Raw genomic sequence first — 18,733 nt, forward strand, 5'->3', positions numbered from 1 at the left:
GAAAACCTATAATATCTAATGATTATGCTATACTAGAAATATAGTGTTGTTATCAATAAATATCAGTGCGAGACTAATCGGAGGATAAAATGGAAAAACAAATTAATGAAAAAATTATCGAAATGGATAGGGAATGAACTGCACCCCAAAAGTTAGACAGAAAAAATCTAACTTTTGGGGTGTTTTTATTATGAAATTGACTTATGAAGATAAAGTTCAAATATATGAACTGAGAAAGCAAGGAGAAAGCTTTAAACGACTTTCAAATCAATTTGAGGTGAACGTTTCTGGTCTAAAGTACATGGTGAAATTAATTGACCGTTATGGAATAAACATCGTCAAAAAGGGAAAGAAGCGTTACTATTCTCCTAAATTAAAACGAGAAATGATTAATAAGGTTCTGCTTGAAGGTTGTTCCCAACAAAGTGTTTCTCTGGACTATGGCCTCTCCAATCAAGGTTTGCTTAACAATTGGATAGCACAATACAAGAAAAATGGGTATACTATTGTTGAGAAAGCAAGAGGGAGACCGCCTAAAATGGGACGTAAGCCAAAGAAGAAACCTGAAGAGATGACAGAACTAGAGCGACTTCAAGCAGAAAATGAGTACTTGAGAGCGGAGAACGCTGTTCTAAAAAAGTTAAGAGAACTCCGATTGAAGGACGAGAAAGAGCAAGAAGAAAAACGGAAATTGTTCTAGAATTGGTAACAGAGTTTGCTTTAGAGATTCTTCTAAAGATTATTAGGCTTGCTCGTTCGACCTATTATTACCACTTAAAACAGCTGGATCAAACGGATAAGAATCAAACTATCAAAGCTGAAATTCAAGCTATTTTTACTGAACACAAAGGAAATTATGGCTATCGTCGCATCACTCTTGCATTGAGAAATCGTGGCTTCGTGGTAAATCATAAGAAAGTGCAACGTCTGATGAAGGCTCTTGGTTTAAGTGCTCGAATTCGCCAAAAACGGAAGTACTCTTCATATCAAGGAGAGATTGGTAAGAAAGCAGAAAATCTCATTCGACGCCAGTTTGAAGCATCAAAACCAATGGAAAAGTGCTACACAGATGTGACAGAGTTTGCCATTCCAGCAAGCAGCCAAAAACTCTATTTATCACCAGTTTTAGATGGTTTTAACAGCGAAATTATCGCCTACAATCTTTCTACTTCGCCCAACTTAGCACAAGTAAAAATGATGTTGGAACAAGCTTTCACAGAGAAGTACTATGAGAACACTATTCTACACAGTGACCAGGGATGGCAATATCAACATGATTTCTATCATCATTTTTTAGAGGACAAGGGAATCCAACAATCTATGTCACGTAAAGGCAATAGTCCAGACAACGGCATGATGGAATCCTTCTTTGGCATTCTTAAGTCTGAGATGTTTTATGGTTATGAGAAGACGTTCAAGTCAATTGAGCATTTGGAACAAGCTATTGTAGACTATATTAATTATTACAACAACAAACGCATTAAGGTAAAACTAAAAGGACTCAGTCCTGTACAATACAGAACTAAATCCTTTGCTTAAATTATTTGTCTAACTTTTTGGGGTCAGAACAGAATATCCCTTTTTATTTTGCTTTAAATCAGATTTTTGGATGGAATAGTAGATGATAAGACAAAATATCTTTGAAGATACAAAAAGACAAACGCCAAAAATGACGTTTGTCTACGTTCTGAGGTAGCCTTTAGGCTCCCTTTTTTCTTAGAAAATACCGATGAGTAATTGCATGCCAAGACTAGTCAGGATGATAGCGATCCAGCAAAGGGCTCCAAGAAGAATGGATTTTCCACTGGATTTGATCATAGCAACTAGGTTAGTTTTGAGACCAATAGCACTCATAGCCATGATGATGAGGAATTTGGAGAGCTGTTTGAGAGGTGAAAAGAAGCTATTGCTAACACCAAAAGAAGTAAGGACGGTAGTTAGCAGAGAAGCTAGGATGAAGTAGAGAATGAAAACGGGGAAGATTTTTTTAAGCTTTACTCCTTGGTTGTTGTCTTGTTGACGGCTTTGCCAATAGGAGAGGAAGAGAGTAATAGGGATAATAGCTAAGGTACGAGTCAGTTTGACAATGGTTGCAGATTCTAGAGTATTGGTATGATACAGACTATCCCAGGCGCTAGCTGTGGCTGTTACAGAGGAAGTATCGTTGACCGCAGTACCCGCAAAGAGAGCAAAACCTTCGTTGGAGAGATGGAGCCAAGAACCTAGAGTTGGAAAGATAAGAGCTGCCAAGACATTGAAGAAAAAGATAACAGAAATGGCTTGGGCTACTTCTTTTTCCTTGGCGTGAATAACAGGAGCAGTCGCTGCAATGGCAGAACCGCCACAGATAGAAGAGCCTACCCCAATCAAGGTAGCTAGCTTTGTATCCATGTTAAAAAATCGTTGGAAAAAGAAAGCAATAATTAAAGCGATAGAAATAGTCGAAAGGATGACAGGAAGGGAAGATTTTCCAACTGCGAAAACTTGAGAGATATTGAGTCCAAAACCAAGTAAGATAACAGCATACTGAAGCAATTTTTTGGAGCTATAAGTCAAACCAGCATCCAGTTGTTTATAGGGAGTGAGAAAGGGGTAGAGAATCATTCCGATAAAAATGGCGAAAACAGGTGCTCCCACAACAGGCAGAAAGCCTCCTAAAACCCAAGAGATGATAGAAATGATCAGACAGACTAACAGTCCTGCCCAATTTTTTGATAGAAATGACATAAAAACCTCCGAAAATAAATACTTCTTATTATAATCTTATCTGTCAGAAAAGTAAAATAGAAAGTAGGAATAAGGTTGTAAATTAACGGAATTTTGCGGTCAGAGAGCTTTTGTAGTTTAATAGATATATGTTCTTTGATCAATAAGGATGCAAATGTGGCATATGTTATTGAAAAAAATGAATTTGATGAGCCTGAATATGTGAAGTAATTATGTGAGATAAGAAAATAAATAAGAGAGTTGAAAATGTACTGCACCCCAAAAGTTAGACAGAAAAAATCTAACTTTTGGGATCAGTACATATCCTCGCTTTTTTTAATCTAATAGGTCCTTATTTTCAATTAAGAGTTCTAGTGGGGATCTATCTCTTGCTACAATAAAACCAGGTTCATATTGGTTATGGAGTGTTCTTTTCTGAGAAGTTGGATCAATATACAACTCATCTCCATCTTCTGTGTATAGTTGGTTGCCTCTTGTTAGGTAAAGTAAATCCTCTAAGTACTGTCCATCAGTTTGTAGAAAATGTTCGATGTATTTGACAGCCTTTAAGATCTCACTTACTTTATCAGAGTATTCATTCGATTCAAGAACACTCTTTTCTAATTCAATCTCTTTACTAGTTCCAAAAAGTTGAGTTGGAGTTGCATTAAAATATTCTGCTATCTTATCTAAATTTGCAAAGGTGGGGTAGCTTTTTTGTTTTTCGTAGTCAGAGATGGATTGTTTACCGATTCCTAAATCTTCCGCAAGTTGAGTTTGACTCACTCCTTTTTCTATGCGTAGTCGTGCCAAATTGGGTCCAAAATTTTGAATAATAAAGGTCATGATGAACTCCTGTTTTTTATTTTAAACTTATTCTATCACCTATAAACTTACAAATCAAGTTTTTAATTGACTTCCAAAAATATTTTTTATAAAATATATTTATAACTTAAAAATAAGTTATAAATAATACAAAATAGTTCATCTGTTTAGGAATAGTGAGTGAGGAAGAAGTTGAGGACGAGACTATGACTTATGACTATTCGAAGCCTTGGAGCTAGAAATTGTGTGGACAAGGACAAGGGACGAGCCTGACGGGAAGTCAGGCGAAGTCCTGCAGACTGACGTCCAGACAATTTCTAGCCAAGTAAAAGCTGGCTATTCTAACAGCCAGCAAAAAGGTACACTTAGGACAACGTCCAAAGAACGACGGAACGGACAAACGTTGATTTGACGGTGTTTCTGAGACCTAAAAAATCTAAAAGAAGGGGGGACAATTTTGTTGGTTTCTATACAAGATTTAAGAAGCATTCAAGAACGATGTGAAATAGGAGAATTAGTACAGAGGTTAGATGTCAGTATTGATAGACTAACGGTTATCTGGGATACAGATACTGGTTCCCTAAGGCGGATTTTCAAAAATCTGAAACAGGCAATAAGTACAAGAGTTGATTCATTTGAAATATATGATAATGTTCGAGATGATGTCTTTACTTTAGCTAAAGATTTTAATGAGTATGATTCAATCAATATTATATTTTTTCAATTATCCACTTATGGAGGTGAACAATTGATTCGGATTGATTTCAATCCTAACACTTTAAAAGAATTTGATGGAATGAAAGTATGGAGGCAATTAATGTACTTTGCCAGATTGAATTCATTGACGGTACGTTTGTCTCGTTTTGATTTGGCATTTGACATTTTCAACAGGCCTGAGATCGTTAATTTGCAACATATTAAAGGTGGTGTTACCCATAAGGTCTTCTATGGTCGAGGGGGCGAATTAGAGACGAAATATTGGGGTTCTAGCGGTAGTAATGTACAAGTTAGGTTATATGATAAGAATAAAGAAATCATTGCTCACAAGCGAGAAGAGAAGCTAGATTTGGCTGTAAATCCGTTTTGGTGGAGACTAGAGTTCCAACTCAGAACCAAAGCGATTGGGGAGGAGATGGTCCAAGATATTATGAATCGACTTGATAATTTCGGATTTTATAAGCTAGAACATATTCGAGTGGAGCAAAGAGCATTTACAATTATCTTTCTCAACAATCCTGAACTGTTGTCATTGGCTTTTCCAAATTTAAAATCAGATAGCATCAAAAAGAAAAAAACAAGAGTCCGCAAACTATTGAGAGAAGAAACGAACCAATTTGCGGAAGAATTAAAAGAAGTATTAATACATAATCTCCCTAAATTAAATACAGAATTACAACTGCTTGTAGGCGAGTTTCTGAATTTAGAAAATAAATAAGGAGGATAACTATGGATCATAATTTAATTAGTAACAAAGAATTAATTGAAATGGGCTATCGCCCTCACACTGCAAATGATATTATCCATCAGGCAAGAGAATTACTTGTATCACGAGGTTATACATTTTATAATCGTAAACGTTTGATGGTTGTTCCAAAAAGTGTTGTAAATGAGATTCTAGGAACAGAGGTGGCGTAATATGGCAAGTGTTCGTTATCGAAAGCGAGGAGATAGTAACTTATGGACCTATGAAATTCGTAACGAAGGAAAAACTGTTGCTCATAATAGCGGTTTTAAAACAAAAAAACTTGCAGAGTCAGAAGCTGAGCCGATTCTGCAAGAACTTCGTTTAGGGAAAAGAATTTCTAGAGATATTTCTCTTGTCGATCTCTATCAAGAATGGCTTGAACTAAAAATTCTACCGAGTAGTAGGTCGGAAGAGACAAAGAAAAAATATCTTCTCCGTAAAAACACAATTGAAAGATTATTTGGAAATAAAAAAGTCACTCAAATTCGTGCGAGTGAATACCAAAGAATAATGAATAAGTATGGACAAACAGTTGGGAGAAATTTTCTTGGTAGATTGAATACGGGGATTCATCAGAGCATCCAAATGGCAATTGCAGACAAAGTTCTAATAGATGATTTTACACAACATGTCGAGTTATTTTCATCCAAAGAACAACAGATGACAGAAGAGAAATATTTACATACAGAAAAGGACTATCTGGATTTACTTTTAGCAGTAAAGAGAAAATTTGATTACCAACGTTCAATTGTTCCTTATATCGTCTATTTTCTATTAAAAACAGGCATGAGGTTTGGAGAGTTAATAGCGTTAACTTGGAATGAAGTTGATTTTGACAGAGGACTACTAAAAACATATAGGAGGTTTAATACCCTTTCTCATAAATTTGTCCCTCCAAAAAACAAAACGTCTATTCGGATGGTACCGATAGATGAAGAATGCATTAAGATATTACAAGTCCTAAAAATTGAACAGGAGAAGGCTAATAAAGAGCTAGGAATCAAGAATAGGTATAAAATGATTTTTCAGCATTATGGATATATTCACTTGGTACCAGATATTGCAAGTGTCAATAAAGCTTTGAGTGTTCTCTTAAATGAGTTGGACATTTATCCAATTATCACGACAAAAGGAGCACGTCACACCTATGGAAGCTACCTCTGGCACAAAGGGTTTGACCTTGGAGTTATTGCAAAAATTCTAGGGCATAGAGATATTTCAATGTTGGTAGAAGTATATGGACACACTTTAGAAGAGAAAATTTTTGAGGAATTTAATCAAATCAGAGATATCTGGAAAGATTGCTCATAAAAAAATGTGGGGCAAACGATGGGGCAAATGCTCTTAAGACAAGCAAAAAAGCCTTGGTTATCAAGGCTTTTACTGTTGAAGTTTGATGCCCCCTACAGGGCTCGAACCTGTGACCCATGGATTAAGAGTCCACTGCTCTACCAACTGAGCTAAGGAGGCTGGATGCTGTATTGGTACCGATGATCCACGGTTTGTATTGAACCCGCGACGTAAAAAAGCAGGTGGGCGACTCGCTACTAACTTCAGTTGCTTCTGGGTGAGCCAGCCTGCACACTGTTAATAGACCTCTGTCTCCCGATAATACAAAAATTAGTCGGTCAACACTTATATGTGGATTCGTATACCACAGCAATTTCTATGTTTTTATAATACCACTTTTGAAAATTATTGCAAGAGGAAAAATCTATTTTTTTGCAATCGTTTTCGTTGATTCCTCTCGCATTATCTAGATAACTTATCGATTCGGTCTTTATTAGCTCCAAGAGCTCTTTCATATTTCCCGGTTTCATTGGGGTGGAAATAATTCACACCTCTTAATTTATCCGGAAGGTATTGTTGCTTGACCCACTTTTCAGGATAAGCATGGGGATACTTGTAATCTTGTGCATTGCCCAGTTCCTTACTTCCAGCATAGTGCCCATCTCTCAAATGACGAGGAATCGGTAAATTTCCTGATTTTCTAAGGTCTGCCAAGGCAGCATCCATAGCCATATAAGCCGAATTCGACTTAGGAGATAAAGCTAAGTCAACAACTACATTGGCTATCAAAATACGCGCCTCTGGGAAACCTACTTTCTGTGCAGCTTCCAAAGCTGTAACCGTGTGAACTTGCGCATCAGGATTAGCTAAACCAATATCCTCGTATGCAATCACAGTCAAGCGACGCGCTAGACTAGGGAGATCTCCTGCTTCAACCAAACGCGCTGCATAATGAAGACTGGCATTAACATCAGAGCCTCGAATAGATTTTTGCAAAGCAGAGAGCACATCATAGTGTCCATCACCGTCTTTATCCATGGTGATATAGCTACGTTGTAAACTATTTTCCACTGTATCTAAAGTAATATGGCGAAGCCCATCTTCTGAAGCTGGCGTCGACATGACAGCTAGATCCAACGAATTATAAGCCGAACGTAAATCACCATTAGTAGCTGTAGCAATAAAATCTAGAGCATCATCATCTAACTGGACATCAAAGTCAAAACCACGCTCCTTGTCCTCTAAAACACCTAGGATAGCTTCCTTAATATCCTCGTTAGAGAGTGGTTCCAACTCAAATATTTGTACACGACTACGGATGGCTGGTGTTACAGAAAAAAACGGATTCTCCGTTGTAGCCCCAATCATGATAATATTACCATTCTCTAAGAGTGGTAATAAAAAGTCTTGTTTAGCTTTATCTAAACGATGAATCTCATCTAGAAGCAGAACTAAGCCACCTGAAAATTTAGCCTCTTCCGCAATTTCTTGCAGGCGTTTCTTGCTATCAACTGTAGCATTAAAGGTTCTAAAAGCAAATTTTGTTGTTCCTGCAATAGCACTAGCTATTGAGGTCTTCCCGATTCCTGGTGGCCCGTAGAGAATCATTGACGATAGCATATTAGCTTCTACCATACGGCGAATAATTTTACCTTCACCAACCAGATGCTTCTGACCAATCACCTCTGAAATTGTACGTGGACGCATGCGTAGAGCAAGATTATCTGGCATCTTCTCTCCTTTTTTAACTGATTTTTTCTTATTATAATAAGCATATACTATTTTGTTACAAAAAGAAATTATAAATAGTTCTTGTCAAACCTAAATTCTTATGATAGAATGTTTTGGTATGTGGTGCTAGCACATCCGTAATAAATTCTACCTAGGAGGAAAACACGAAATGGCTAAAGTATGTTACTTTACAGGACGTAAAACTGTTTCTGGAAACAACCGTTCACACGCTATGAACAAAACTAAACGTGCCGTTAAACCTAACCTTCAAAAAGTTACTATCCTTGTTGATGGTAAACCTAAAAAAGTTTGGGCTTCAGCTCGTGCGCTTAAATCTGGTAAAGTTGAACGCGTTTAATCTTATTGGATATTAAGAGAGATGACTTTAGTCGTCTCTTTTTTTATTTATCGTCTTTCCCTTTTGGGTATATTTATGTTATAATAAAGAACTAACAGATAATTCTTATAGAAAGAAGGTGTCAGTATGGGATTTACAGATGAAACTGTTCGTTTCAACCTAGACGACGGTAGCAAAGATGAAATCAGTAATACTTTGACAAATGTTTACCGTTCGTTGGCTGAGAAAGGTTATAATCCTATCAACCAAATCGTCGGTTATGTTCTGAGCGGTGACCCTGCTTATGTTCCGCGTTATAATGACGCCCGTAACCAGATTCGTAAATACGAACGTGATGAAATCGTTGAAGAACTCGTTCGCTATTATCTTAAAGGAAATGGAATTGACCTCTAATGCGAGTAATGGGACTTGATGTTGGCTCAAAAACAGTAGGAGTTGCGATTAGTGACCCCCTCGGTTTTACAGCCCAAGGCGTTGAAATTATCAAAATTGACGAGGAGGCTGAAGAGTTTGGTTTCGACCGACTAGGCGAGCTTGTTAAAGAATATAAGGTAGAAAAATTTGTTGTTGGTCTTCCTAAAAACATGAATAACACTGAAGGACCACGTGTTGAGGCAAGCAAAGCCTATGGTGACAAAATCAAGGAAATCTTTGGAATTCCTGTAGATTACCAAGACGAGCGCTTGACAACTGTTCAAGCCGAGCGTATGTTAGTTGAACAAGCAGATGTCAGCCGTGGTAAACGTAAAAAAGTTATTGATAAATTAGCTGCCCAACTTATTCTACAAAACTACCTCGATCGAATGTTTTAAGAAAGTGTAATAGAGACCTAATAGTCAAGTGACAATCTAGTAAACTGACAAGCAAATATACTAGATTTTCCTCACTATTCAGCGCTCTCTTCAAAAAGGAGAACAATATGTCACACAATCACGACCACAACCATGATCATGAAGTCATCACTTTAGTAGACGAACAAGGAAATGAAACACTTTTTGAAATCTTGTTGACTATTGATGGACGCGAAGAATTTGGTAAAAACTATGTTCTTTTAGTACCAGCTGGTGCTGAAGAAGATGCTAATGGAGAAATCGAAATACAAGCATACTCATTCACTGAAAATGAAGACGGTACTGAAGGCGACCTTCAACCAATCCCTGAAGATTCAGATGCTGAATGGGATATGATCGAAGAAGTTTTCAATAGCTTTATCGACGAAAACTAAAAATATTCAATGCCATAGGCAAAGAAATGGCTTGTTAAAAAGAGATTGGGATATTGTATCTCAGTCTCTTTTTTAGATATTTTTTATTAAATGTAAGAAATTAGAGGAAAATTGACTAAATGGTATTATCTGATATACTTTAAATAAGACAATTAGGAGGCAAGACCCTTCTATTTATAACTTTCCAAATGTCAACAAAGGAGTTTAATTGTGAGTCCATACAACGAAGACAATACTGTAGATTCAAGTGGCTACCAAGGTTATCATCGAAGCCACCATCGATCTCATACACAAGATAGTCAATCCGAAAAGATTGAAGTGACAATTCAAGGACATAACGAAGAATCAGATTCTTCTCAAATAGAGAAAAAAACTAAGATCTCACTTCCATGGAAGCATAAAGGTCATATCCTGATTTTCAGTTTGATCTTAAGTATTTTTAGTATATCAGTTCCCTGCTTTACAGACTTTGCCAATAATATACAGTCTCAAAACCTTTATATTGCAAAAATGTTTGCCAATGGTAGCTTACCTTACTCTGACTTTTTTGCGACAGGTGGATTCTTTTATTACCTCCTGGTTTCTCTGGCTTTCCGTTTAGGATCAACGCTTTGGCTAATTCCTATACAATTCCTCGCCTACTATCTTTCTGGTAGTTACCTTTACAAGACTGTCATGCACATGACAAGTAAGAAGGAAATTGCCACTCTAATTAGTATTATTTTCTATGTCACTAATGGAACACTTGGTTTTGGTGGGCTTTACCCTATCCAATTTGCTATGCCTTTTGTCCTAGGTGCAATCTTCTTCTTAACTCGTTACTTTGCGGGTCATAGTCGTGACGAAGCCTTTATTCTTTACGGCTTTGCTGGAACTGCCGGGGCCCTCTTTGAAGCTCGAACTCTTATTTTCTGGATATTGTCACTTGTGACAATATTCGTTTACAACCTTGTCAACAAACACTTTGCTCGTGGTTTTTATCAAGTTCTTTGTATTGTTTTTGGTAATATTCTAGTATTGTATCTATGTCTTTACTTTATCCTTAATTTACAAATTACATCGGACTACATTAACCAAGTTTTGGTTTACAACTTTACACAACTCGCTGTAGAAAAAAATGACTTTCTACTTACATTAGCCTATCAAAGCTTTGCTGTTTTAGGCTCTGGGTTACTTATTGGTGCACTTACTACAAGCAACCACCTTCTTGGCGAGGCTAAAGATAAGAGCATCAAGTGGGTACTGCTCCTTAGTTTTATCTTTACAGTGGTTTACAGCTTGTTCTCTCAAAGCTTTGGACTTTACAGTATGCTCAATATCGTACCTTATGGTCTAGTCTTAACAGCACTTTCTTTAGATGATGCTATTAAAAAGAGAGCAGAGCGAACTTCTCACCGACGTCGTAATGGTAACCAAATTCACACACTTAAAGTTTTTGGTATCTTCCTTAGTCGTAATTACTTCTTACCTATTGCAGTCTTTGCATTCGCTTTTGCGATGCCAATCATTATGTTCCTATTTAATTTAGGGAATAATACTGAACGTAGTACTGTTGCAAATTACCTCGCTAAAAATACCAAAAAAGATGAAACTATCTACGTTTATGATTCCTCAGCAAAAATTTATTTGGAAAGCGGTCGTAAAGCAGCCTCACAATTTGTTCTTCCAGAACTTAACACAGCTAAATCTAGTCATCAGAAAGCTCTCTCAGATACTATTATCCAAGATTCAGCACAATATATCGTTGTCCAACAGGATACACAACTACCTTCTGATGTTAAATCTACACTTTCAAAAAACTATAAAAAAGCCCCTGTAAAAGGCGTTGAACGATACACTGTTTACGTCCTAAAATAGGTCAAAAAATCAATATATAGTGGTTGAGATAAAAATATACCACAATATATTGATTTTTTTTTGCCTAGTGCTATAATTAGTAACGAGGTGATTTTTAGATGATTACATTAGAAAAAGAAATGGTTACAATCAACCCTGATATCAAAGTCATCAAACGTGATGGTCGTATGGTTGTCTTTGATTCAAGTAAAATATATGAAGCTATTCTCAAAGCGAGTGAAGCTATTACACCTATCACACCCTTAATTGAAGCAAAATTGGAGGGAATTGCCAACCGTATTGTTGCTGAAATTAATGACCGCTTCACTCAAAATATCAAAATATATGAAATCCAAAGCATTGTAGAGCATGAGTTACTCGAAGCTAACGAATATGCTATCGCTCAAGAATATATTAACTATCGTACCAAACGTGATTTTGAGCGTTCTCAGGCTACTGACATCAATTTCACCATCAGTAAACTTGTTAATAAAGATCAAGCTGTTGTTCATGAAAATGCTAATAAAGATAGCGACCTTTACAATACACAACGTGATCTAACCGCAGGAATTGTCGGAAAGTCTGTAGGACTTAAGATGCTTCCTCCACACGTGGCAAATGCTCATCAAAAAGGAGATATCCATTTCCACGATTTAGACTACAGCCCCTACACACCTATGACCAACTGTTGTTTGATTGACTTCAAAGGCATGTTGGCAAATGGTTTTAAAATTGGTAACGCTGAAGTTGAGAGTCCTAAATCCATTCAAACTGCAACAGCACAAATTTCACAAATCATCGCAAATGTTGCCTCTAGTCAATATGGTGGATGTACTGCAGACCGAATCGATGAGTTTTTAGCTCCTTACGCAGAACTTAACTACAAAAAACACTTAGCTGATGCTAAAGAGTGGGTAGCTGAAGAAAAACGTGAAGATTATGCACGCGCCAAAACGCGTAAAGATATCTACGATGCTATGCAATCTCTTGAATATGAGATTAATACGCTTTTCACTTCAAATGGACAGACTCCCTTTACCTCTCTAGGTTTCGGTTTGGGAACAAGCTGGTTTGAGCGTGAAATCCAAAAGGCTATCCTACAAGTTCGTATTTTAGGACTTGGCTCCGAACACCGTACAGCTATTTTCCCTAAACTGATTTTTACCTTAAAACGTGGACTTAACTTAGAGCCTAGCTCACCTAACTACGATATTAAGCAACTAGCTCTTGAATGTGCAACAAAGCGTATGTACCCGGATGTCCTATCATATGACAAAGTCATTGAATTGACGGGTTCCTTCAAGGCTCCTATGGGATGTCGTTCCTTCCTACAGGGGTGGAAGGATGAAAATGGTGTTGAAGTTAATTCTGGACGAATGAATCTGGGGGTTGTAACCCTTAATCTTCCTCGAATTGCCCTAGAATCTAAGGGAGACCAAGATAAATTTTGGGAAATTTTTGAAGAAAGAATGGGAATTGCCAAAGATGCACTCGTCTATCGAGTTGAACGTGTCAAAGAAGCTACACCTGCTAATGCGCCTATACTTTATCAGTATGGGGCCTTTGGCCAACGTCTAGGTAAATTCGACAATGTAGATCAACTCTTCAAACATCGCCGTGCAACCGTATCACTTGGTTATATTGGGCTTTATGAAGTAGCATCTGTTTTTTATGGTAGTGACTGGGAGACAAATCTAGAAGCCAAGGCATTTACTTTAAATATCGTAAAAGCTATGAAAAATGCTTGTGAAGGTTGGTCTGACGAATATGATTATCATTTCTCTGTTTATTCAACACCATCAGAAAGTTTGACTGATCGCTTCTGTCGTTTGGATACCGAAAAATTCGGTGTCGTGACTGATATCACAGATAAAGAATATTACACCAACTCTTTCCACTACGATGTTCGTAAAAATCCAACACCATTTGAAAAATTAGAATTCGAAAAAGCTTACCCAGAAGCTGGCGCAACTGGTGGATTCATCCATTATTGTGAATATCCAGTCCTCCAGCAAAACCCTAAAGCACTCGAAGCTGTCTGGGACTTTGCTTATGACCGTGTCGGTTATCTTGGAACGAATACTCCAATAGATAAATGCTACAAGTGTGACTTTGAAGGGGACTTCACCCCAACAGAACGTGGATTCATGTGTCCTAACTGTGGCAACACAGATCCTAAAACAGTTGATGTTGTCAAACGTACTTGCGGTTATCTAGGAAATCCACAGGCACGCCCAATGGTTAAAGGACGCCACAAAGAAATCTCAGCTCGAGTCAAACACATGAACGGTTCAACCATAAAATATGAAGGTAAACACCTTTAATACGACCTAGAATACATTATAATAAACTAGAAGCAGCTGGATGATACCTTCCAACTGCTTTGCTTATTTCATTTTTAGAAAGGAATATTATGGGAAAATATCAATTAGATTATAAAGGTATGCAACAAGTGGAACGTTACCACGAAAAAAATGCAACCGTCAAAAATGATAAAAAAGCACGTGTCCAAGCCCTTTTGAAAAAAGCTGGAAAGAAGAAGTAATATGATTTTACGCCGTCCAAGTCAAACAGATAAAGAAGCTATCTTAGAGATGATGGCTGAATTTGAAAGGGAGCAAGCTGCTCATGATGGTGGATTTTGGAACGCCTACAATTTTGTTTATGAAGAGTGGCTAGAAGAAAATCTTCAAGCGGAAGCGGGACTCAATATTCCTGAAAACTGGGTTCCTGCTATCCAGCTAGTTAGTTTTGACGAAGCAGGCCAGGCTCTTGGCTTTCTCAACCTTCGTCTCCGATTAAATGACTACTTACTAGAAAAAGGGGGCCATATCGGCTACTCTATCCGTCCATCCGAACGAGGAAAGGGTTATGCGAAAGAATCTCTCCGTCAAGGCTTACAAATAGCTAAAGAAAAGAATATTCATCGTGTTCTGGTCACTTGTAGTATCAAGAATCCTGCTAGCCGAGCTGTTATATTAGCCAACGGTGGTCAGTTGGAGGACATTCGCCATGAAACTGAGCGCTATTGGATAGATTTGGAGTAGAATCATGACATGGAATACACCAAAACCACAGGAATGGAAGTCTGAAGAGCTTAGCCTAGGACGCATTATTGACTACAAAGCTTTTAATTTCGTTGATGGTGAAGGCGTACGTAACTCCCTTTACGTCTCTGGTTGCATGTTTCATTGCGAGGGATGCTATAACGCTGCCACTTGGTCCTTTAAGGCAGGAATTCCCTATACTAAAGAACTTGAAGAACAAATCATGAGGGATCTAGCTCAACCTTACGTACAAGGTCTCACGCTACTTGGTGGTGAACCCTTCCTAAACACAGGAATTCTCATTCCCTTAGTCAAACGCATTCGTAAGGAACTCCCGGAAAAAGATATCTGGTCTTGGACTGGGTATACTTGGGAGGAGTTGATGCTTGAAACCCCTGATAAACTAGAACTTCTTCAACTCGTTGATATTCTCGTTGACGGCCGCTTTGACATCACTAAAAAGAATCTTATGCTCCAGTTTCGAGGATCATCTAATCAACGTATTATTGATGTCAAAAAATCTCTTGATCAAGGAGCAGTCGTTATTTGGGACAAACTAAATGACGGTCAAACTAACTATGAACAAGTTGATCGTAAAGATATGCTATAAGAAAAAGTCTGAGTTGATAACTCAGACTTTTTTAGACGATTTTAACAAAAACTAGCTCATTGTTAGAGGATAAATCCTCACGATAGTTAAAATCATCAAAAGACAATTTTCGTAAAGCATTAATCGTTTGACAATTCTCCTCCATAACAGCTGTCAAAAAAGCCCCTCTTGCCTTTTTGGAGATCGTAGAGTGAGTCTTAAGAACCCCATTGCGGTCTTCCATAAAGCTAACCGTGAATAACTGCTTACGAAGAGTTGGACTAAAAACATCCTCAAATTCACTTGAAAGTAAAGAAACAACTGGAGCTTGACTCTCCTCTAGAAATTGGTCATATTCAGCACGCCAATAGTTTTTTAAGGACTGACCATTAACCTTGATCTTCGTATGAAAATCATGACGATGTTCTTGAATCGGATAAAAAGCGGGAATAATCCCATAAAAGGAAGATGTGATGAATACTTGTTGGCCTAAGAAATCTTTTTCATATGTGGATAAGTCACTACGTTTGATGTGACGATACATCAGTCCATTAAAAAGCTCGACAGCCGGATAGTTCTTCGCTTCTCCAGACAAAATCGCAGCCCAGCGCTGCTTCTCTTTCTCAGCCTGCTCAGGCTTTATTTTATAAGCTGTGGACAATTCATCTGTGGATAATTTTGCCATTTCAGTTAGGATAGCCGCACTCTTTTCAGATAATTTTTGAGACGGAACTTCCTTACTGGCCTTCATTTCTTTTGCGGTTGGAATTAAAAATCTAATCATACTGATATTGTAAAGTCAAGCAAGCATTTCGTCAAGAATTCTATCCAACAAAAAAGAAGCTAACGTTCGTCAACTTTCTTTTTTTGTTAGTCATCTAAATCAACAAAACGACCTAGAATATGTACATTTTCTGCAATGGAGACAAAAGCTTTAGGGTCTGCTTTTCTCATATAATGCTTGAAGTCAGTATACTCTTCACGCGTAATAATCGCCAATAATACGGCTTTCTTTTCGTGATTATATGTTCCTTCCGCATCATTAATCAACGTTACTCCACGGTGGAGTTTCTTCTGGATCATTCGTACAACTGGATCTGGATTACTTGTAACAATCATAGCCTGCATTTTCTTTTGTTTAGTGAAAATCGCATCCGTTACTCGACTAGAAACAAAAATCGTAACCATTGAATAGAGAGCGTATTTCCAACCAAAAAGAATGCCCGCAAAAACCATGATAATCCCATTGACAATCAAGGAGATATTACCAACATCACGGCCTGTTTTCTTACGAATAGTGAGGCTAACGATATCCGTCCCTCCGCTAGAGATACGAGATTTTAAACCGAAACCAATCCCTGTTCCCATGACCAAACCACCAAAGATAGCATTGATCAAAGGATCCTCTGTCAAGGTTACATGTGGCATCACCTGAATAAAAAGGGAACTCATCGTTACTGTAATGAAGGTAAAGATAGTAAATTTATGGCCAATCTTATACCAAGCCAAAATCAAGAGAGGGATATTAATCGCGTAGAAAGTCAATGATACTGGTATCTCAAAGCCCAAAGTTCTAACACTCAATGCCGATAAAACCTGTGCCAAACCTGTCGCTCCACTGGAGTAAACATGTCCAGGTTGAAAAAAGAAATTAACGGCGATTGACGATAAGAGCCCATAAAGTAAAGACGCTGAGACTTTTTCAGTATACTTTTCACGGGAAATACTACGAACAGCCTGCAAAACGCCCATTCTCTTCGCAGACTTTTTCGCTACAAATTTAACATGTTTATGAAGAGGTGCTTTATTCATTTTCTAAATCTACATGAAGGGCAAGTTCTTCCAACTGTTTATCAGCCACAAGACTTGGAGCCTGAGTCATAGGATCTGATGCTTTATTATTTTTAGGGAAGGCAATCACTTCACGGATATTATCTTTACCTGCAAGAAGCATAACAAAACGGTCAAGACCGATAGCCAAACCACCATGTGGTGGGAAACCATAGTCCATAGCTTCAAGAAGGAATCCAAATTGCTCGTAGGCTGATTCTTCAGAGAAGCCAAGGGCTTTCAACATACGTTCCTGTAGGTCTTTATGATTGATACGTAGACTACCCCCACCAAGCTCATAACCATTCAAGACAATATCATAAGCCACAGCACGAACCTTGGAAAGATCACCTTCAAGCTCTGCTACAGAATCTTCTGTTGGCAAAGTAAATGGGTGGTGAGCAGACATATAGCGTCCTTCTTCTTCAGACCACTCAAACATTGGCCAATCGACAACCCAAAGGAAGTTGAACTTAGTATTGTCAATCATGTCAAGTTCTTTAGCAATCTGATTACGCAAAGCACCAAGTGTGTTATTAGCGATTTCAAGAGTATCTGCTACAAAAAGAACTAGATCATTCTCTTCAAGGTGTAAAGCATCTGTCAACTTTTCTTCAATACTTGTCAAGAATTTAGCAACTGGACCAGCTAGAGCTCCGTCAGTCATCTTAACCCAAGCAAGACCTTTAGCGCCAAATTGTTTGGCAAACTCTGTCAACTTGTCAATGCTTTTACGTGAGTATTTGTCTGCATTTCCTTTGACAACAATTGCCTTAACAGCTGGTGCCTCAGCAAACACTTTGAAGTCTACCCCCTTGACAACCTCTGTCAAGTCTTGTAAAAGCATGTCAAAGCGTGTATCTGGCTTGTCAGAACCATAGTTATTCATGGCATCATCATAAGACATACGTGGAAATGGTAGTGTAACTTCAATACCTTTAGTTTCTTTCATGACTTTAGCAATCAACCCTTCAGTAATATCTTGGATTTCTTGCTCATTAAGGAATGAGGTTTCCAAGTCAACTTGTGTAAACTCAGGTTGACGATCTCCACGCAAATCTTCATCACGGAAACACTTAACAATTTGATAATAACGGTCAAAACCAGCATTCATTAATAATTGTTTAGTGATTTGGGGACTTTGCGGAAGAGCATAAAAGTGGCCTTGGCTAACACGGCTTGGAACCAAGTAATCACGAGCACCTTCTGGTGTAGATTTTGTCAACATTGGTGTTTCAACATCGATAAATTCCAAGTCATCAAGATAATTACGGATGGCGTGAGTTACCTTTGCACGGAGCTTAAAGTTTTCCAACATCTCTGGACGACGAAGATCCAAGTAGCGGTAACGCATACGTGTATCATCACTAGCCTCAACACCATCTTTGATTTCAAATGGTGTTGTTTTGGCAGTATTAAGGATTTTAAGGTCTTCAACTTTAAGTTCGACAGCACCTGTAGGCAAGTTATCATTAGCTTGTTCACGCGCTTCAACAGTTCCTGTTACTTCAATAACAAATTCGCTACGCAAGCTCTCAGCTGTTTCAACCACAGTTGCATCCGCATTCTCAGGGTTAACAACCAACTGCATCAAACCTTCACGGTCACGAAGATCGATGAAAATCAAACCTCCAAGGTTACGACGGCGAGATACCCAACCTTTCAAAGTAATAGTAGTTCCGATGTGTTCACTACGAACACGTCCGGCATACATAGAACGTTCCATAAATACACTTCTTTCGTTAATTTTTTAGTCTTAACTATTATAGCAAAAAGCCCATCAAAACCCCACCCATTTCAGGTTAGAATTTTAATAGACTTTCTTTTTTAT

The 18,733-nt window shown here is 37.9% G+C and carries 20 protein-coding genes, 1 tRNA gene and 1 other RNA gene; 14 read left to right on the forward strand and 8 right to left on the reverse strand.

Features of this window, described 5'->3' with window-relative positions; translation table 11 throughout:
• The first annotated feature begins 190 nt into the window (after nucleotides 1–190).
• Nucleotides 191–1,539, forward strand: a protein-coding gene (locus BSR19_RS10050) for an IS3 family transposase (RefSeq protein WP_156247097.1) whose coding sequence is annotated in 2 segments (ribosomal slippage) — nucleotides 191–641 and nucleotides 641–1,539 — 1,350 coding nt in all. Because the reading frame shifts where the segments join, the coding sequence is not laid out codon by codon here.
• Between the two features lie 177 nt (nucleotides 1,540–1,716).
• Here BSR19_RS10050 and BSR19_RS10055 read toward each other — a convergent pair.
• A complete protein-coding gene (locus BSR19_RS10055; RefSeq protein WP_003009857.1) occupies nucleotides 1,717–2,727 on the reverse strand; it encodes a YeiH family protein in 1,011 nt (336 codons plus the stop codon).
• 315 nt (nucleotides 2,728–3,042) lie between these two features.
• Nucleotides 3,043–3,552, reverse strand: a complete 510-nt coding sequence (locus BSR19_RS10060; RefSeq protein ID WP_003014221.1) for a helix-turn-helix domain-containing protein — start codon at nucleotides 3,550–3,552, stop codon at nucleotides 3,043–3,045.
• Between the two features lie 208 nt (nucleotides 3,553–3,760).
• On the opposite strand from BSR19_RS10060, the gene BSR19_RS11885 reads away from it, so the two are divergent.
• From BSR19_RS11885 to BSR19_RS10080, 4 genes are read left to right on the forward strand one after another with little or no spacing between them, the layout of a single operon-like run.
• On the forward strand, nucleotides 3,761–3,943 hold the full coding sequence (locus BSR19_RS11885) for a hypothetical protein (protein WP_156247060.1): 183 nt from the start codon (nucleotides 3,761–3,763) through the stop codon (nucleotides 3,941–3,943).
• A 45-nt stretch (nucleotides 3,944–3,988) separates the two neighbouring features.
• Nucleotides 3,989–4,966, forward strand: a complete 978-nt coding sequence (locus BSR19_RS10070; protein ID WP_156247061.1) for a replication initiation protein — start codon at nucleotides 3,989–3,991, stop codon at nucleotides 4,964–4,966.
• 11 nt (nucleotides 4,967–4,977) lie between these two features.
• Nucleotides 4,978–5,166 (forward strand): DUF3173 domain-containing protein, encoded by a 189-nt coding sequence (locus BSR19_RS10075; protein ID WP_002903611.1) that lies wholly within the window; start codon nucleotides 4,978–4,980, stop codon nucleotides 5,164–5,166.
• 1 nt (nucleotide 5,167) lies between these two features.
• On the forward strand, nucleotides 5,168–6,307 hold the full coding sequence (locus BSR19_RS10080; RefSeq protein ID WP_156247062.1) for a site-specific integrase: 1,140 nt from the start codon (nucleotides 5,168–5,170) through the stop codon (nucleotides 6,305–6,307).
• Nucleotides 6,308–6,393: 86 nt separating this feature from the next.
• Here the strand turns inward: BSR19_RS10080 and BSR19_RS10085 are convergent.
• The 3 genes from BSR19_RS10085 to BSR19_RS10095 form a co-directional block, all read right to left on the reverse strand.
• A tRNA-Lys gene (locus tag BSR19_RS10085) sits at nucleotides 6,394–6,466 on the reverse strand.
• Nucleotides 6,467–6,662, reverse strand: a non-coding RNA gene (gene ssrS / locus BSR19_RS10090) — 6S RNA.
• Between the two features lie 86 nt (nucleotides 6,663–6,748).
• The gene (locus BSR19_RS10095) at nucleotides 6,749–8,017 is read right to left on the reverse strand and encodes a replication-associated recombination protein A (RefSeq protein WP_107372413.1); all 1,269 of its coding nucleotides are present in this window, start codon (nucleotides 8,015–8,017) and stop codon (nucleotides 6,749–6,751) included.
• A 169-nt stretch (nucleotides 8,018–8,186) separates the two neighbouring features.
• Between BSR19_RS10095 and rpmB the strand changes: the two genes are divergently transcribed.
• The 9 genes from rpmB to nrdG all read left to right on the forward strand — a co-directional run bounded on the left by rpmB (nucleotide 8,187) and on the right by nrdG (nucleotide 15,093).
• On the forward strand, nucleotides 8,187–8,375 hold the full coding sequence (gene rpmB, locus BSR19_RS10100; RefSeq protein ID WP_002885786.1) for a 50S ribosomal protein L28: 189 nt from the start codon (nucleotides 8,187–8,189) through the stop codon (nucleotides 8,373–8,375).
• 126 nt (nucleotides 8,376–8,501) lie between these two features.
• Complete coding sequence (locus BSR19_RS10105; RefSeq protein WP_002885737.1) at nucleotides 8,502–8,768, forward strand: IreB family regulatory phosphoprotein; 267 nt, start codon at nucleotides 8,502–8,504, stop codon at nucleotides 8,766–8,768.
• Complete coding sequence (ruvX, locus tag BSR19_RS10110; protein ID WP_002887078.1) at nucleotides 8,768–9,187, forward strand: Holliday junction resolvase RuvX; 420 nt, start codon at nucleotides 8,768–8,770, stop codon at nucleotides 9,185–9,187. Before BSR19_RS10105 ends, ruvX begins: the two co-directional genes overlap by 1 nt.
• A gap of 107 nt (nucleotides 9,188–9,294) precedes the next feature.
• Nucleotides 9,295–9,600 carry a DUF1292 domain-containing protein gene (locus BSR19_RS10115; protein ID WP_002887079.1) on the forward strand — a complete coding sequence of 102 codons (306 nt, stop codon included), beginning with the start codon at nucleotides 9,295–9,297 and terminating at the stop codon, nucleotides 9,598–9,600.
• A gap of 210 nt (nucleotides 9,601–9,810) precedes the next feature.
• Nucleotides 9,811–11,457, forward strand: a complete 1,647-nt coding sequence (locus tag BSR19_RS10120) for a hypothetical protein (protein WP_002892107.1) — start codon at nucleotides 9,811–9,813, stop codon at nucleotides 11,455–11,457.
• 98 nt (nucleotides 11,458–11,555) lie between these two features.
• A complete protein-coding gene (gene nrdD / locus BSR19_RS10125) occupies nucleotides 11,556–13,760 on the forward strand; it encodes an anaerobic ribonucleoside-triphosphate reductase (protein ID WP_156247063.1) in 2,205 nt (734 codons plus the stop codon).
• Nucleotides 13,761–13,849: 89 nt separating this feature from the next.
• On the forward strand, nucleotides 13,850–13,981 hold the full coding sequence (locus tag BSR19_RS11825) for a hypothetical protein (protein ID WP_002885877.1): 132 nt from the start codon (nucleotides 13,850–13,852) through the stop codon (nucleotides 13,979–13,981).
• Between the two features lies 1 nt (nucleotide 13,982).
• Nucleotides 13,983–14,483 (forward strand): GNAT family N-acetyltransferase, encoded by a 501-nt coding sequence (locus BSR19_RS10135; protein WP_060973091.1) that lies wholly within the window; start codon nucleotides 13,983–13,985, stop codon nucleotides 14,481–14,483.
• 4 nt (nucleotides 14,484–14,487) lie between these two features.
• Nucleotides 14,488–15,093 carry an anaerobic ribonucleoside-triphosphate reductase activating protein gene (nrdG, locus tag BSR19_RS10140; protein ID WP_060973092.1) on the forward strand — a complete coding sequence of 202 codons (606 nt, stop codon included), beginning with the start codon at nucleotides 14,488–14,490 and terminating at the stop codon, nucleotides 15,091–15,093.
• Nucleotides 15,094–15,124: 31 nt separating this feature from the next.
• Here nrdG and yaaA read toward each other — a convergent pair whose 3' ends face one another.
• The 3 genes from yaaA to aspS all read right to left on the reverse strand — a co-directional run bounded on the left by yaaA (nucleotide 15,125) and on the right by aspS (nucleotide 18,628).
• Nucleotides 15,125–15,856 (reverse strand): peroxide stress protein YaaA, encoded by a 732-nt coding sequence (gene yaaA / locus BSR19_RS10145; protein ID WP_060973093.1) that lies wholly within the window; start codon nucleotides 15,854–15,856, stop codon nucleotides 15,125–15,127.
• An 86-nt stretch (nucleotides 15,857–15,942) separates the two neighbouring features.
• Nucleotides 15,943–16,884, reverse strand: coding sequence for a YitT family protein (locus tag BSR19_RS10150; RefSeq protein WP_002892117.1), 942 nt, complete (start codon nucleotides 16,882–16,884; stop codon nucleotides 15,943–15,945).
• Nucleotides 16,877–18,628, reverse strand: a complete 1,752-nt coding sequence (gene aspS, locus BSR19_RS10155) for an aspartate--tRNA ligase (RefSeq protein ID WP_060973094.1) — start codon at nucleotides 18,626–18,628, stop codon at nucleotides 16,877–16,879. The genes BSR19_RS10150 and aspS overlap by 8 nt, the downstream gene beginning before the upstream one ends.
• Nucleotides 18,629–18,733: the final 105 nt, after the last annotated feature.

It is taken from the genome of Streptococcus salivarius, from assembly GCF_009738225.1.
Taxonomy (GTDB): Bacteria; Bacillota; Bacilli; order Lactobacillales; family Streptococcaceae; genus Streptococcus.

What these genes read in the sequence shown, in the direction of transcription:
- BSR19_RS10060 (WP_003014221.1), bottom strand. Translation starts at nt 3,552, where the DNA reads ATGACCTTTATTATTCAAAATTTTGGACCCAATTTGGCACGACTACGC.
- nrdG (WP_060973092.1), top strand. Translation starts at nt 14,488, where the DNA reads ATGACATGGAATACACCAAAACCACAGGAATGGAAGTCTGAAGAGCTT.
- BSR19_RS11825 (WP_002885877.1), top strand. Translation starts at nt 13,850, where the DNA reads ATGGGAAAATATCAATTAGATTATAAAGGTATGCAACAAGTGGAACGT.
- nrdD (WP_156247063.1), top strand. Translation starts at nt 11,556, where the DNA reads ATGATTACATTAGAAAAAGAAATGGTTACAATCAACCCTGATATCAAA.
- aspS (WP_060973094.1), bottom strand. Translation starts at nt 18,628, where the DNA reads ATGGAACGTTCTATGTATGCCGGACGTGTTCGTAGTGAACACATCGGA.
- ruvX (WP_002887078.1), top strand. Translation starts at nt 8,768, where the DNA reads ATGCGAGTAATGGGACTTGATGTTGGCTCAAAAACAGTAGGAGTTGCG.
- BSR19_RS10055 (WP_003009857.1), bottom strand. Translation starts at nt 2,727, where the DNA reads ATGTCATTTCTATCAAAAAATTGGGCAGGACTGTTAGTCTGTCTGATC.
- BSR19_RS10115 (WP_002887079.1), top strand. Translation starts at nt 9,295, where the DNA reads ATGTCACACAATCACGACCACAACCATGATCATGAAGTCATCACTTTA.
- BSR19_RS10135 (WP_060973091.1), top strand. Translation starts at nt 13,983, where the DNA reads ATGATTTTACGCCGTCCAAGTCAAACAGATAAAGAAGCTATCTTAGAG.
- BSR19_RS10150 (WP_002892117.1), bottom strand. Translation starts at nt 16,884, where the DNA reads ATGAATAAAGCACCTCTTCATAAACATGTTAAATTTGTAGCGAAAAAG.
- yaaA (WP_060973093.1), bottom strand. Translation starts at nt 15,856, where the DNA reads ATGATTAGATTTTTAATTCCAACCGCAAAAGAAATGAAGGCCAGTAAG.
- BSR19_RS10075 (WP_002903611.1), top strand. Translation starts at nt 4,978, where the DNA reads ATGGATCATAATTTAATTAGTAACAAAGAATTAATTGAAATGGGCTAT.
- BSR19_RS10095 (WP_107372413.1), bottom strand. Translation starts at nt 8,017, where the DNA reads ATGCCAGATAATCTTGCTCTACGCATGCGTCCACGTACAATTTCAGAG.
- BSR19_RS10105 (WP_002885737.1), top strand. Translation starts at nt 8,502, where the DNA reads ATGGGATTTACAGATGAAACTGTTCGTTTCAACCTAGACGACGGTAGC.
- rpmB (WP_002885786.1), top strand. Translation starts at nt 8,187, where the DNA reads ATGGCTAAAGTATGTTACTTTACAGGACGTAAAACTGTTTCTGGAAAC.
- BSR19_RS10080 (WP_156247062.1), top strand. Translation starts at nt 5,168, where the DNA reads ATGGCAAGTGTTCGTTATCGAAAGCGAGGAGATAGTAACTTATGGACC.